General features: G+C 54.6%; 11 protein-coding genes. All 11 read left to right on the top strand.

The window, feature by feature from the left end:
• Nucleotides 1–75: 75 nt before the first annotated feature.
• The 11 genes from IIY41_RS12555 (at nt 76) to IIY41_RS14110 (ending at nt 13,363) form a co-directional block, all read left to right on the top strand.
• Nucleotides 76–1,932 carry a sensor histidine kinase gene (locus IIY41_RS12555; protein ID WP_009325660.1) on the top strand — a complete coding sequence of 619 codons (1,857 nt, stop codon included), beginning with the start codon at nt 76–78 and terminating at the stop codon, nt 1,930–1,932.
• On the top strand, nt 1,904–3,478 hold the full coding sequence (locus IIY41_RS12550; RefSeq protein ID WP_009325661.1) for a response regulator transcription factor: 1,575 nt from the start codon (nt 1,904–1,906) through the stop codon (nt 3,476–3,478). Before IIY41_RS12555 ends, IIY41_RS12550 begins: the two co-directional genes overlap by 29 nt.
• Before the next feature lie 102 nt (nt 3,479–3,580).
• Nucleotides 3,581–4,510, top strand: a complete 930-nt coding sequence (locus tag IIY41_RS12545; RefSeq protein WP_050004165.1) for a carbohydrate ABC transporter permease — start codon at nt 3,581–3,583, stop codon at nt 4,508–4,510.
• A gap of 12 nt (nt 4,511–4,522) precedes the next feature.
• Complete coding sequence (locus IIY41_RS12540; RefSeq protein ID WP_009325663.1) at nt 4,523–5,416, top strand: carbohydrate ABC transporter permease; 894 nt, start codon at nt 4,523–4,525, stop codon at nt 5,414–5,416.
• Between the two features lie 170 nt (nt 5,417–5,586).
• A complete protein-coding gene (locus tag IIY41_RS12535) occupies nt 5,587–6,996 on the top strand; it encodes an MATE family efflux transporter (RefSeq protein WP_009325664.1) in 1,410 nt (469 codons plus the stop codon).
• A gap of 178 nt (nt 6,997–7,174) precedes the next feature.
• A complete protein-coding gene (gene sdaAB / locus IIY41_RS12530; protein ID WP_009325665.1) occupies nt 7,175–7,834 on the top strand; it encodes an L-serine ammonia-lyase, iron-sulfur-dependent subunit beta in 660 nt (219 codons plus the stop codon).
• Between the two features lie 9 nt (nt 7,835–7,843).
• Nucleotides 7,844–8,788, top strand: coding sequence for an L-serine ammonia-lyase, iron-sulfur-dependent, subunit alpha (sdaAA, locus tag IIY41_RS12525; protein WP_050004166.1), 945 nt, complete (start codon nt 7,844–7,846; stop codon nt 8,786–8,788).
• A gap of 462 nt (nt 8,789–9,250) precedes the next feature.
• Complete coding sequence (locus IIY41_RS12520) at nt 9,251–10,807, top strand: recombinase family protein (RefSeq protein ID WP_287401017.1); 1,557 nt, start codon at nt 9,251–9,253, stop codon at nt 10,805–10,807.
• 343 nt (nt 10,808–11,150) lie between these two features.
• Nucleotides 11,151–12,242 (top strand): sensor histidine kinase, encoded by a 1,092-nt coding sequence (locus IIY41_RS12515; protein WP_242853435.1) that lies wholly within the window; start codon nt 11,151–11,153, stop codon nt 12,240–12,242.
• 2 nt (nt 12,243–12,244) lie between these two features.
• Complete coding sequence (locus IIY41_RS12510; protein WP_009325672.1) at nt 12,245–12,955, top strand: response regulator transcription factor; 711 nt, start codon at nt 12,245–12,247, stop codon at nt 12,953–12,955.
• A gap of 159 nt (nt 12,956–13,114) precedes the next feature.
• Nucleotides 13,115–13,363 carry a DUF6514 family protein gene (locus IIY41_RS14110; RefSeq protein WP_353806334.1) on the top strand — a complete coding sequence of 83 codons (249 nt, stop codon included), beginning with the start codon at nt 13,115–13,117 and terminating at the stop codon, nt 13,361–13,363.
• The last annotated feature ends 140 nt before the right edge of the window (nt 13,364–13,503 follow it).

Raw genomic sequence — 13,503 nt, 5'->3', positions numbered from 1 at the left:
CCCGGGCGGTTTTCTTGCTTTGCACAGCAAAGCAAGAATGAACGGTATTTTGCGCTTCGTGCCGGGGGGATTGGAATGAAACGGCTGTTGTGTGCTTACCGCAACGCGAGCCTCAGGGTAAAGCTTTCGCTGCTGGTGACGGCGGTGCTTTTGACCGTGCTGATCGCGTGCCAGGTAGCGTTGTATTTCTATGTGGCTGAAAATGTGGAACGGCAGGCGCGCAGCGCGGCGGATGTGACGCTCACACAGGCGCAGACTTATATGGACGCAAAGCTGCGCAATGTAGTGGAGCGGCTGTTTTATATTCGGCTCGACCCGAGCTTTGAGGGCGCATTGACCGATTATCTGCTCAGCGATAAGCCGTCGGCGCAGGGCGTGGCGATGACGCTGCTTTCGCCGTGCCTCTCGCTGCACAAGGTAACGGAGCCTCTCATCAGTTCCATCTTTTTGTATACGCCCAAAAGCAGCTTCACGGATATGGGCGTCTCCACCGAGCAGGAATACCGCTTTGAGGCGTCTGTGCTGTGGCGCCAGGCTGAAGAAAGCGAAAGCTATGTTATTTGGGGTGAAGTGCAGAAAGATGAAATATTCATCACGCATCGCGAGGTGCTGCCTGTGATGTACCGTTTTTCCGTAGACGGTTACGGGGGCGATTGCGTGCTTCTGGCCAATATCGACAAAGCGCGTCTGACGGCGTATCTGCACGATATTGTACCCGACGACGGTTCGGATATGCTGCTGGTGGACGGCCGGGGCCGGTTGGTTACGCAGGCGGGAGGCGCGGCTGCCGCCGCGCTTGCGGAAGACTACGGGGCGCTGCATGCGGTGCTTGAAACCGAAGGTTTTACAGAAACCGCAGCGCAAGGGGGGAAGTATCTGACGGCTCACCGTGCGTTGGCAAACGCTCCTTGGCACGTGGTCTATCTTCAATCGGAAAAACATATTCTGGGCCAGCTGCAGAACATCCGCAATGTGTTTTTTGCCGTCAGTCTTGCTGTGGTGCTGGTGCTTCTCGTGGCGCTGACCCGTATCGTCCACAGCGTAACACAGCCGCTTTCGCGTCTGTCGCAGCGTATGCGCAGTGTGGACGTGAAAAACGACTGGCAGGGCTTTGAATATCCGTATCATAACGAGATCGGAACGCTGTCCCGCAGCTTTAACAGCATGCTGGCGCACATTCACATGCTTTTGGACGAACAGGAAACATACATCGCCCAATTACAGGACGAAAAAGAGCGTGTGCGTGTGGAGCAGCAGCTCAAGCGCCGCGCAGAGCTGAAGGCGCTGCAGGCGCAGATCAATCCTCATTTTTTGTACAACACGCTGGACTCCATTCGCTGGAAAGCTGAACGTGCGGGCGCGCAGGATATCAGCCGAATGACAACGGCATTGGCGACGCTGTTCCGTATCGGGCTGAGCCGCGGCAGAGAGATCATTTCCGTGGAGCAGGAAGCGCAGCATGTGGGCAGTTATCTGCAGATTCAGAAGCTGCGTTACGGCGGAAAGCTGAGTTATACGGTGGAGCTTTCGCCGGATATCCTGCAGCTTTATACCGTTAAGCTGATTTTGCAGCCGTTGGTGGAAAACGCGATTTATCACGGGATCAAAGAGAGCGAGGCGCCGGGGCTTATTGCCATATCCGGGCGGCGCAGCGGCAGTGTGATGGAGCTGCGCGTGACGGATAACGGCCCGGGGATACCGCCGGAACGGCTGGCCATGCTGCAGGCAGACCTTGCGCGCGGCCTTTCCGTCAGCGGGGAGGGGTACGGCATTTTCAACGTCAACGAACGTATCAGGCTGTATTTTGGCGCAGAGTACGGATTGATGCTGGAGAGCGAATATGGGCGCGGCACGGTGGCCGCCGTGCGATTGCCCTGTATCACACAGGATGAGGTGGAGCAATATGTATCGCTTACTGATAGCGGACGATGAGGAGAGCATCCGCGAGGGCGTGGCGGATTTTGTGCGGCAGAACTGCCCGGAATGGGATGTTGCAGCACTGGCGCGGGACGGACGCGAGGCGCTGGCGCTGGCGCGGGAGATTCTGCCCGATGCGGTGTTGACGGATATCACGATGCCCCACATGAACGGATTGGAGTTTTTGGAAAGCCTGTCTGATCTTCTGCCGGAGGCAAAGCTGCTGGTGCTGAGCGGGTATGACCAGTTTGAATACGCTGTGCAGGCTCTCCGTCTTGGGGTCAGCGATTACCTGCTGAAGCCGTTGGACACTGCAAAGCTCGTTTCCGCTTTGAGCCGTTTCGCAGCGGAACTGGACGCACAGGCTTTGCGCTGGGCCCAGATAGAAACGCTGCGGACCAACACGCAGAAAACCAACGAGCTGGAATTGCAGAGCTATTTCCGTGCTGCGTTGCTGGGAGAAGAGCTGCCTGCTCTCTCTGCGGCAAACGCCGTGTTTGCGCAAGAGGGGACAAGCTATTGCTGCGTACTGTGCGACGGCCTGGACGCACAGCGCGCTCTTTTAGAGCGGGTGCTGGAACAACGGCTCTATGGCGCGGTGCGTACTGTACTGCTCCGTCTCGGCACGCCGCCCCGGCAGGCGGTGGTGTTCTGTGCGCCCCGCACGGCACGCGCAGGGCTGTTTCTCACGCTGAGCCATGCGCTTACTTCCATTGCGGTATCCTGTAAACGCGCGCAGGCGTTGGATGTGCATTTTTTTGTCGGCTGTATTGCGGAAACGCCCGCCAAGCTGGAGCTTTCCTACCGCCAATCTACGCAGGCTCGCGCCTATGCGTTCCCGGAACAGGCGGCGCCCGTTACCACCTACGAGGATGTTTTGGCCGGAAAGCTTCTGCCGTGTCCGGAGCCGCCGGAGGAGCTCCTTCGTGACATCCCCGCCGCGGTACAGTGCGGCAGCCGGGCTGCTTTTGTCCAAAATTGCGAAGCGCTGTTCGCATGGTTTGTGGAGCGGGAGATCCGCGATGCGACATTCATTCGCATGTGCGTGCTGCGCTTGTGCTATTCCATTCTGAAAAAACCAGCTTCCGATATGCCGATGAGCTATTACGAATTCACAAATTTTCAGCAGGAGATCATGGCGGCGGCGAGCATGGAGGAGCTGAGAGCCTGCTTCGAGAACTTCGTATCGCTGTACTGGCTGCGCCGCCAGGGAGAAAAGCCGCCCCGGCGCATACTGACGGAGCGTGTGAGCGAGGTGGTGCAGGCGCATATCTCAGACATTGATTTTTCTCTGGACGACGTGGCTGCGGCACTGTTTATCAGCCCCAATTATCTGCGGCAGCTGTTCAAGCAGGAGACTGGGCAGACGTTTACGGAATTCCTGACAGCGCAGCGTATGCAGCACGCACACATGCTGCTTGGCAATCCGCAGACGAAGGTGTGCGATGTTGCCGAACAGGCGGGCTACGCGGATTCACGATATTTTTCCGTATGTTTTAAAAAATTCTACCATATGACGCCCAGTGAATATCAAGCTGCCGCCCTGGAGGGAAAGGCTTGATATTCGTTGAATTTTAGACATATCTTCCGATGATTTTCCTCCCTCGCATACTTGGGCCGGCGGTATAATTGAGGTACCAATTACGGCAAGGGGAGTGACGGCATGTCGAAGAAAGGGAAAAAGGTCTGGGAGCGCGTCTATAACGAGCGCACCTCGTATCTGATGCTGCTGCCGAACATCATCATGTTCGCAGTGTTCACGGTGTATCCCATCCTGTGGGCGCTGCGGTATATGCTGTTCGACTATCGCGGCTACGGCGAGGCGAAGTTTGTTGGAATGGACAATTTTGTGCGTGTTTTTACGAGGGACCCTGTGTTTTGGGATTCTGTGGTAAACACCTTCGTCTATGTGGGGGGCAAACTCATTCTTACGCTGCCCATCGCGTTCATGCTGGCATTTCTGCTCAGTAAAAGCACACGCATCAACGCCGTGAGCCAGTCCATTATTTTTACGCCAACCATTATGTCCAGCGCAGTGATGGCTCTTATCTTCTATCTGCTGTTCAATACATACAACGGCGAGATCAACCGTTTTCTGATGTGGCTTGGCGTCATCGATGAAAATATAAACTGGCTGGGGGTGCAGCATGCGATGCTCACAGTCATCATCCTGGCTGTTTGGGGTGGTGTGGGCAACTACATGGTGTATTTTATCGCAGGCCTGACGGGGATCTCTACGGATGTATATGAAAGCGCAAAGCTGGACGGTGCAAACGGTGCACAGACTTTGTTCCGCATCACGATACCGCTCCTGGCACCGGTTCTGAAGATGATCTTGATGCTGGCACTGGTGATTTCCTTTATGGATATGCAGAGCATCATGGTGCTGACCGAGGGCGGTCCAATGGGCAAAACAAATGTCATGTTCCTTTATATCTACCAGCTCTTCTTCCCGATTTCCGCAGGCTCTACGGTCACCCAGGAATTTGGATACGGCGCGGCTGTCAGCCTGGTGGCGGCTTGCATCATCGGTTTGATCACCGGTCTGTATCTCTTTATCGGCAGTAAGCTGGACAAAGTAACGGGCGAATAAGGAGGAACCGCTATGGAAAAAACACACCGTTTGCGCTGGGCAGAGATGCGCCCCAGCGAACGCCGCGATGCGGCGGTATCTTTCATCGGGCAGGTGCTCAAATGGGCTTTTGTGGGCGCAATGTGCATTTTTACGCTGTATCCCGTTATTTACACTCTGTTGGGCTCTTTCAAAACAAATGCCGAGCTTACGCTGGGCGGCGGTATCTTGCCGGAAAAATGGCAGATCGAAAACTATATCTACGCATTCCAGAAGCTGGAGTTCGGTAAATATACGCTAAACAGTGTTGTGCTGGCCCTGCTGACCGTGTTGTTCACAGTTACGACTGCTTCGATGGCTGCATATATCATTGCCCGCAGAGAGTTCCCGGGCAAAAAACTGCTCACCACAAGTTATCTGCTCAGCATGTTCATCTCCGTGGGTTCTGTGGCGCTGTATCCGCTGTACGGCCTTCTGCATGCCGTCGGACTTACCAGTAATATGGTGGGGCTGGCATTGCTGCTCACGGGCGGGCAGGCGGCGAATATCTTCATGGTTTCAGGCTTTGTGCGCAGTGTTCCCAAGGAACTGGATGAAGCTGCGACCATAGACGGCGCAGGTACGTTCCGCATTTTCTGGCAGATCATTGTTCCTGCGATCAAACCCATCCTCGGCGTCATCGCGCTGTTTGCATTCCGCACCGCATGGAACGAATTTGTGACGGCACAGGTTTTCACGATGTCAAACCCGGGCTTGAAAACATTGAGCGTGGCTGTGGCAAATCTGCGTTATTCTGCCAACGCCGCGGCAGAATGGCACATTATGACGGCCGGCGCTTCCATCGCCCTGATCCCTATTTTGATCGTATACCTGCTGGCGAACCGTCAGTTCATCACCGGTTTGACAGCGGGAGCGGTCAAAGGATAAGGCAGCGGCTCCTGTTATCTTAAAATGTATCCCGGCCGTTTGTACTTCGGCCGGGATTTTTTGACGGCATAGCAGGCGGCTTGCTCTGTGCCGAAAGGTGTTATATAATGCAAATATATAGGAAAAATGGCCGCATCTGTGATGCGGCCAAATGTATGGAGGATTGGGAATTGAACCGAGTTGCTTCATTGCTTTTTAATGCGCGGCGCATTTTAAAGCGCACACAGCTGGAGGGACCCCTGCCGGACGACGGAGACCTGCTGAGGCGGGCGTTCCGCGTCGCATGGCCTTCCACGCTGGAATCCTTTCTGGTGGCGCTTGTCAGCGTGGTGGATACCATTATGGTATCGTCACTGGGAGCCGCGGCCATTGCGGCCATCGGTCTGACCGGGCAGCCGAAATTCATTTGTCTGGCGGTTTTCCTTTCTGTGAATGTGGCGGTCAGTGCCATTGTAGCACGGCGCAAGGGGGAAGGAGACCGCGAAGGCGCAAATCGTGTTCTGGTACAGGCAATTTTGATCACAGTGGTGCTTACTGTCGTTATAACCGCTCTAGCGCTCATTTTTGCAGAGCCGGTGCTTCGGCTCGCGGGAACCAACGAGGACACGCACGAGCTTGCCACGGGTTATTTTCGCATCATTGTGGGCTGCCAGTTTTTCAACGTGCTGAATATGGTCATCAATGCGGCTCAGCGCGGCGTCGGCAACACAAAAATTGCGATGCGTACCAATATTGTTTCAAATCTTGTGAATATTGTGTTCAACTACCTGCTTATCGGCGGAAACTTCGGCTTCCCGGCACTGGGGGTAAACGGCGCTGCCATCGCAACAGTGCTGGGTACTGTCGTAGCCAGCGGAATGGCTTTGCGCTCGGTAATGCATCCCGACAGCTTCCTCTGCTTGTTTTACAATAAAAGGCCGGTGGGCTTTGACCGCAAGACACTCGGCTCCATCGCCAACATTGGTTCCGCCACCCTGGCGGAACAGCTGTTCCTGCGTTTTGGCTTCCTGATGTACACGATGGTCGTGGCGCGCCTGGGAACGAACGCATTTGCCGCCCATCAGATCGGCATGAATATTATTACCATTTCCTTTGCGTTTGGCGACGGCCTTTCTGTTGCGTCGGTGTCACTTGTCGGGCAGAGCCTGGGAGAAAAGCGTCCGGACCTGGCCAAGGTGTACGGCGGCTTTTGCCAGCGGCTGGGCTTTTTGTGCTCGGCAGCGGTGGCGTTTGTGTATGTTGTATTTGGCCGCGATGTGTTCCGCCTTTTTTCAGCAGATCCGGAGATCCTCGATTACGGCGCCATGATCATGGATTTCGTCGCGGTCATCGTGTTCCTGCAGATATCTCAGGTGATTTACAGCGGGTGCCTGCGCGGCGGCGGCGATACGCGTTTCGTGGCGCTGGTTTCTCTTATCAGTGTGGCGTGTATCCGTCCGCTGTCCGGCTGGCTGTTTGTTTATCCGCTGGGCATGGGGCTGTTCGGTGCATGGCTCGGCTTGGCCATCGATCAGCTTCTGCGCCTGTTGCTCACAATGTGGCGCTTCAAACATGACAAGTGGCTCAAAATCAAAATTTGACCCATTCATGGCGGCGTTTCTGCACGGGAGCGCCGCCTTTTTGGTTGCGGATGATACATATTTCCCATATCAAAAAAGGGATAAATGTAGTATAATAACCCCGAAGCCGCAGAGCGATGTTCAGAGGGGCGGGCAAATGGCGGCAGCGCATATGTAAAACATAATGTGGAGGGGTTCCATGAATGTATTTGATATTGTCGGGCCTGTGATGATCGGGCCGTCCAGCTCACATACCGCGGGCGCGGCGCGTATTGGGCTCATCGCACGGGCGCTTTTGGGTGCTCCGGCCGTGACGGCGGACATTCGTTTGCACGGCAGTTTTGCCAAGACATACCGGGGCCACGGGACGGATAAGGCGCTTGTCGCGGGGATACTGGGCATGAAGCCCGATGACGCGCGCCTGCGCGACAGTTTGACGCTTGCGCAGAAAGCCGGGCTGGCCATCACCATCATGCCGGCTGCTTTGGAAAATGCACACCCCAATACCGCGCTTATCACTTTGACGGATGCGCAGGGACATACGGTGAGCGTGCAGGGAGCTTCAGTGGGCGGAGGAAATATTCTTGTCACACGCGTAAACGGCATGGCTGTGGAGATCACCGGTCAGTATACGACGCTGATCGTACTGCACCGTGATGCGCCAGGAACGATTGCCGCCGTTACGGAGGAAATGAGCCGGCGCGGCGTCAATATCTGTAATTTCCGCCTTTCCCGCGCACAAAAAGGAGGAACAGCGGTCATGACCATCGAGGTGGACGGCGCGCTGGAGCCTGATGTGAATTCCTGTGTGGAAAAACTTCCGAATGTATTGTCGTCCACGATGCTTGCACCGATGTAACGGGGGAGAATGAGAATGGATTTAAGATATGATTCAATCGCCGCATTGATCGAAGCAGCGAAACAAAGCGGGAGGAAGCTCTCTGAGCTGGTGCTGGAGCAGCAGGCGGTACAAATGGAACAGAGCGCGGACGAATTGTATGAAATCATGCGCAAAAGCTACGCGGTAATGGCGGCATCCGTGGAGGAGGGGAAAGCGCCCGGCGTACGTTCGGCCAGCGGCCTTTCGGGCGGAGACGCTTACCGTATGGCACGTGCAGAGCGGGAAGGGAACGTGCTGTGCGGCGGGGTGTTCTCCGGCGCGCTCACCCGCGCGCTTGCAGTCAGCGAATGGAACGCGGCAATGGGCCGTATCGTTGCGGCGCCCACGGCAGGCTCCTGCGGAATTCTGCCGGCCGCCGTGCTCACGTTGCAGGCAGAGCGTAAGCTGCCGGAGCGCGCTTGCGTGATGTCACTGTTCACGGCGTCAGCGGTTGGTATGGTGATTGCAAACAATGCGTGCATTGCGGGCGCGCAGGGCGGCTGTCAGGCCGAGTGCGGCAGTGCCGCAGCCATGGCTGCGGCGGCGCTTGTGGAATTGTGCGGCGGCACGCCGGATATGCTGGGTGACGCGGTGTCCATCTCTCTGGGCAATGTATTGGGCCTTGTGTGTGACCCTGTGGCCGGTCTTGTGGAAATTCCCTGCATCCACCGCAATGCGGCAGGCGTGGCGGGCGCTCTTGTTGCGGCGCAGCTCGCGCTGGCTGGCATTCGCAGCCCTATCCCCGCCGATGAAGCGATCCTCGCGATGAAGCGCGTAGGCGACGCGATGCCCACGGCATTGAAGGAAACAGCAGAAGGAGGCCTCGCGGCGACGCCGGCAGGCAAGCGGCTGTACGAACAGGTGTTCGGCAAAAATGAAGAGGGCGATGCCTCTCCTGCATGCCCTCAGGGGTGCAGCGCCTGCAGGATGTAACGCAAATCTGCAAATCAAAAAGATACGAATCAATAAGAAAAAGCTCTCCGAAACAGCCCAATTGACTGTTCCGGGGAGCTTTTGTGTGGAAATGGAATTTATGCGCATTCAAGATGGACTCCGCGCTAAAAGCCAAATGCAAGATGTTCTTATTTGCGAAAACGGAGTGGCGGTATACAGGCAGTGCGGCTCCTTGCCGGAGAATGTCCTGTTTGCCGAGCGATAGGGACGGGCTGCTGATGCATAAGTATTACCGGGGCGATCTATATGAAACGGCCAATATTTATTGTAACAGAATCCTTTCAGGCGAAAACAGAGGCTGAAAGGAAGACATCCGTTCAACAGAAAATGGAGCAATACTTACAATCCCGTACAGAAAACTCTTCCTGTGTGTGACGGCTGTTTTGAAAACGATGTGGCAGTATTGCCGTTGCGGCAGAACACTGTGCAGGAGGTAGTGCCATGACGGCGGCGATTTATTGCAGGCTGAGCCGGGAGGATGAGGAGAAGCAATCGGAGTCCGAGAGCATCCAAAATCAGAAATCCATGCTCATCAAGTACGCGCTGGACAAGGGCTGGGACATTTACAATATTTATTGTGATGAAGATTACTCCGGCATTGACCGGGAACGCCCGGCCTTTCGACAGCTTATCGCGGATGCAGAGGCGCGGCAGTTCGACATTGTGCTGGTGAAAACACAGTCGCGCTTTACGCGCGACATGGAATTGGTCGAAAAATACATCCACGGCTTATTCGCGGAATGGGGCATTCGTTTTGTCGCTACGGTCGACAACGTGGACACGGACATCAAGGGCAACAAAAAAGCGCGGCAGATCAACGGCCTTGTCAACGAGTGGTATCTGGAAGACTTATCGGAAAATATCCGTACTGTGTTCGACTACAAGCGCCGGGCGGGACAATACATCGGAGGGTTCCCGCTTTACGGCTACCGGAAAGACCCGGCGGATAAAAATAAGCTGATCGTGGAGCCGCAGGCGGCCGCCGTGGTGCGGCGCATCTACGCGCTGTATCTGGCGGGGCATGGCACACAGAGCATCGCGGCCATTCTGAACCGGGACGGCGTGCCGAACCCGACGAGGCACAAGCAGGCGATGGGCTATCCGTACCGTAACGGCGCAGCGCACAACGACCATGGGCTGTGGAACCGCACGACAGTAAGCCGTATCCTGCGGGATCAGATGTATACGGGAGACCTTGTACAGGGGCGCACAAAAAAAATCAGCTATAAATCCAAAAAGATGGCTTCTGTACCGCAGCGCGATTGGATCATTGTGCCAGATTCCCATGAGCCGGTCATCAGCCGCAGAACGTTCGAGCGCGTACAGGAAATGCTGCATGCGCGCACACGCTCCACGGGGCTGGGAGAGGTGCATCCACTGGCGGGGAAAGTCCATTGTATGCAGTGCGGCAGCGCGATGCAGCGCTACAGCAACGGCCGGGCTGCCGGCAAATATTCTTATCTCAGGTGCAAGCTGTATGCGACGCACAAGCCTCTGTGCACAAATCATAACATCCGCCTGGACTGGTTGGAGGAGGAGGTGCTGCGCCGGCTGCAATGTCATATAAATCGCTATTTCGATCCGCAGCAGGCGGATGTATGCGCTATGGAAGATCTTGCACAGAGCGACCGGAAACGCCGTACAAAGGAACAATTGCGCCTGAAGATGGAGCTTGAGCAGCGGATCAAGGCATTGCACGACCTGTATTTGGACAAATCCCGTGGCATTCTGGAAGAAGAACAGTTTCTGGAACTGAACCGGGTTTACCTTGCGGACAAAAAAGAATTGATACACAGGCTCGAAGCATTGGCTCTTGAGGAAAAAGAGGAACAAAAAGCGCCGGGAGGCAGGACGAAACTGGAGACTTACTTACAGGAGATTACGGAAGCATCCGCTCTGACAAGGGAACTGGCGGCTCTTTTTATTCAAGATGTTCAGATAGGAGAAAGAGATGGTAAAACAGGTGCGCAGGAAATAAAAATCGACTGGCTGATTTGAGAAAAAATTCGTGGATGCCGTGGAGATTGTGGCATATTCCGTATTTTATTTGTATCTGCCGTTCCGCACAAAAGCTGGGTACTAGGGCAACACCGCACAATTCTAAGTGTCGAATCGCGCCGACAGATTTTTTGGCAGGTTAAACAAAAAGCGCAGCGAATACTTTGTGTATTCGCGAGCATTTTTGTGACAGCTGCCGGAAAATCTGCAAGCGAGGCGACGCTTAAGGCATCAGCCGTGAATTTTGCGGTGTTGCCCTAGGAATTTTTGCTGGATTTTGTTATTATATAGAAGAGCTTTTCTATTGCAGTTCCTGAGCATGAGACAGGGAGAGGTGACTTTTGTGGCGAACCGCATAAGCGGATTTTTCAAGCGGTGCTTTCCCGTATCTGCAGGAGACTGCTTGAAAACGCTGTTCGGTCTGTTTCTGGCGACAGCGTCGTGCATCATTTTGCGGGAACTTAACCCGGGAGATGATTACATGGCGGCTGTACAGGTCATTTATGTGTTGGCGGCGTTCATGATTGCAAGGTTTACCCAGGGCTTTTTGTACGGAACCTTTGCCGCAGTCGCGGGCGTTCTGCTTACCAACTTTATTTTCACCTATCCGTACTGGGCGTTCAATTTCACGCTGCCCGGTTATCCTGTAACGATTTTGTGCGCGCTCATTGTCTCCGTCACAACGAGCACGATGACGGCCCGCATCAAGGAACAGGGACAGCTTCAGCTTGAAGCGGAGCGCGAAAAGATGCGCAGCAATCTGCTGCGAGCCGTGTCGCATGACCTGCGCACGCCGCTTACTTCCATTCTGGGGGCAAGTTCTGCGATTTTGGAAAATGACAGTGTGCTCACAGCAAAAGAACGCCTTACTTTGCTGGGAGAGATACACGAAGATGCCGAATGGCTCGTGGGTATGGTTGAAAATCTGCTTACGGTTACGCGTGTAGACGGGGCGGTGGGAGCGAATTTGAATAAAGTACCGGAGGCGGCTGAGGAAGTTGTTGCAGAAGCTGTTTCAAAATTTCGAAAACGTTTCCCGGAACGCGTGATCTCGGCTTCTGTGCCGGACGATTTGCTGATGGTGCCCATGGATGCGATGCTCATCAAGCAAGTGATCATAAATCTGCTGGAAAACGTGGCTTTTCATACTCCGCCGGATACAAGAGCAAGGCTTACCGTGTCACGGCAGGGGAAAAACGCACAATTTTGCGTTAGTGACAACGGCGCGGGCATTTCTCCGGAACGGCTTGCGCATATTTTTGACGGCATGTTTCAAAGGGACAGAGAGGACCATGCGGACGCCCACCACAGCATGGGAATCGGCCTTTCGGTCTGCAACAGTATTGTAAAAGCGCACGGCGGAACCATGGAGGCGCGCAACGTGCCTGGAGGCGGCGCGGAGTTTACATTTCGGCTTCCGCTGGAGGAGGAATAAAAATGGCAAACAAATATTTGATTTTACTGGTGGAAGATGAAAGCAACATTGCCAGTTTCATCACAACGGTTCTGCGCGCGAACCAGTATGAGGTGAAACGCGCAGCCACGGGGGAGGAGGCGTTGATGATGGCGTCCTCCTACTGTCCGGATCTGATCATTCTGGATTTGGGCCTGCCGGATATCGACGGGCAGAAAGTGCTCAGTACGGTGCGCAGCTGGACACAGACGCCGGTGATCGTTGTATCGGCGCGTTCCCATGAGCGGGATAAGGTGGAATCTTTGGATCTGGGCGCGGATGATTATATCACAAAGCCTTTTGGGACCAGCGAGCTGTTGGCCCGTGTGCGCACAGCGCTGCGCCACAGCCAGAACAGAGCGGATATAAATGCATCGGGCGGCGTGTTCCGTGCGGGCAAAATGCGCATCGATTATGACAAGCGCCGGGTAACGGTAGACGGTGCGGATGTGCATTTGACGCAGACGGAATATAATATCGTCGCGTTGCTGTCGCGCCATGCCGGGCGTGTGCTTACTTACGACTTTGTGATGCGGGAGACCTGGGGCCCCGGCGTTACAGGGGGCAGCAATCAGATTTTGCGCGTGAATATGGCAAATATTCGCCGCAAGCTGGAAAAGAACCCCGCGGAGCCGGAATATATTTTTACGGAGACCGGCGTCGGTTACCGGATGCTGGACGGGGAAAAGGAATAAGTCTTAACGGAAGATTGGCGGCTGCCCGCGTTTTCTTAACGGCAATTAACGCCTTTTTTCAGTATACTGGATTCTGCAATTATTATTTTCGGCGGAAAGGGCGGATTCCAGTTGGAGTATTATTTTGTAACAGCAGGAGCGATAAGAGATGAGCACGGTGTGGTTCATAGGACCTATGGAATCGCACTTTGGAAAGACGGTGGGGTCCGACGGAAAATCGAAGATATCTCCACAAACAAACATCATGTAAAGTTGATGGCGGGGTGTATGAACCGTCGGCGTGTCGCCTCTGTGCATTTCGAAGGTGTGGTTGAGGATATGCTTGCGTGCGGTTCCCCGCGTGTGGCGAAGAATAAAAGCTTTTTCTCTCAGGCTGTACGGCATATACATATTGCTGCTATTTATTAAGGGCAATACCGCACAGAAAAGCAGACACAATATTGATCGATATGATATAAAGAAAGTATGGAAAAACAAATGAGCATGTCCGCACTGAGCGATGAACTGGCGCAGGTGCGGACAAAGAAGAAAGAATTTCTGGCGCAGAT

It is taken from the genome of Ruthenibacterium sp. (assembly GCF_017421385.1).
Lineage (GTDB): Bacteria > Bacillota > Clostridia > Oscillospirales > Ruminococcaceae > Ruthenibacterium > Ruthenibacterium lactatiformans.
This window is presented reverse-complemented; position numbering and strand designations above follow the sequence as displayed.

Coding starts and splice junctions, on each gene's coding strand:
- sdaAB (WP_009325665.1), top strand. CDS start 7,175: ATGAATGTATTTGATATTGTCGGGCCTGTGATGATCGGGCCGTCCAGC.
- IIY41_RS12510 (WP_009325672.1), top strand. CDS start 12,245: ATGGCAAACAAATATTTGATTTTACTGGTGGAAGATGAAAGCAACATT.
- sdaAA (WP_050004166.1), top strand. CDS start 7,844: ATGAGAATGGATTTAAGATATGATTCAATCGCCGCATTGATCGAAGCA.
- IIY41_RS12520 (WP_287401017.1), top strand. CDS start 9,251: ATGACGGCGGCGATTTATTGCAGGCTGAGCCGGGAGGATGAGGAGAAG.
- IIY41_RS12545 (WP_050004165.1), top strand. CDS start 3,581: ATGTCGAAGAAAGGGAAAAAGGTCTGGGAGCGCGTCTATAACGAGCGC.
- IIY41_RS12540 (WP_009325663.1), top strand. CDS start 4,523: ATGGAAAAAACACACCGTTTGCGCTGGGCAGAGATGCGCCCCAGCGAA.
- IIY41_RS12550 (WP_009325661.1), top strand. CDS start 1,904: ATGTATCGCTTACTGATAGCGGACGATGAGGAGAGCATCCGCGAGGGC.
- IIY41_RS12555 (WP_009325660.1), top strand. CDS start 76: ATGAAACGGCTGTTGTGTGCTTACCGCAACGCGAGCCTCAGGGTAAAG.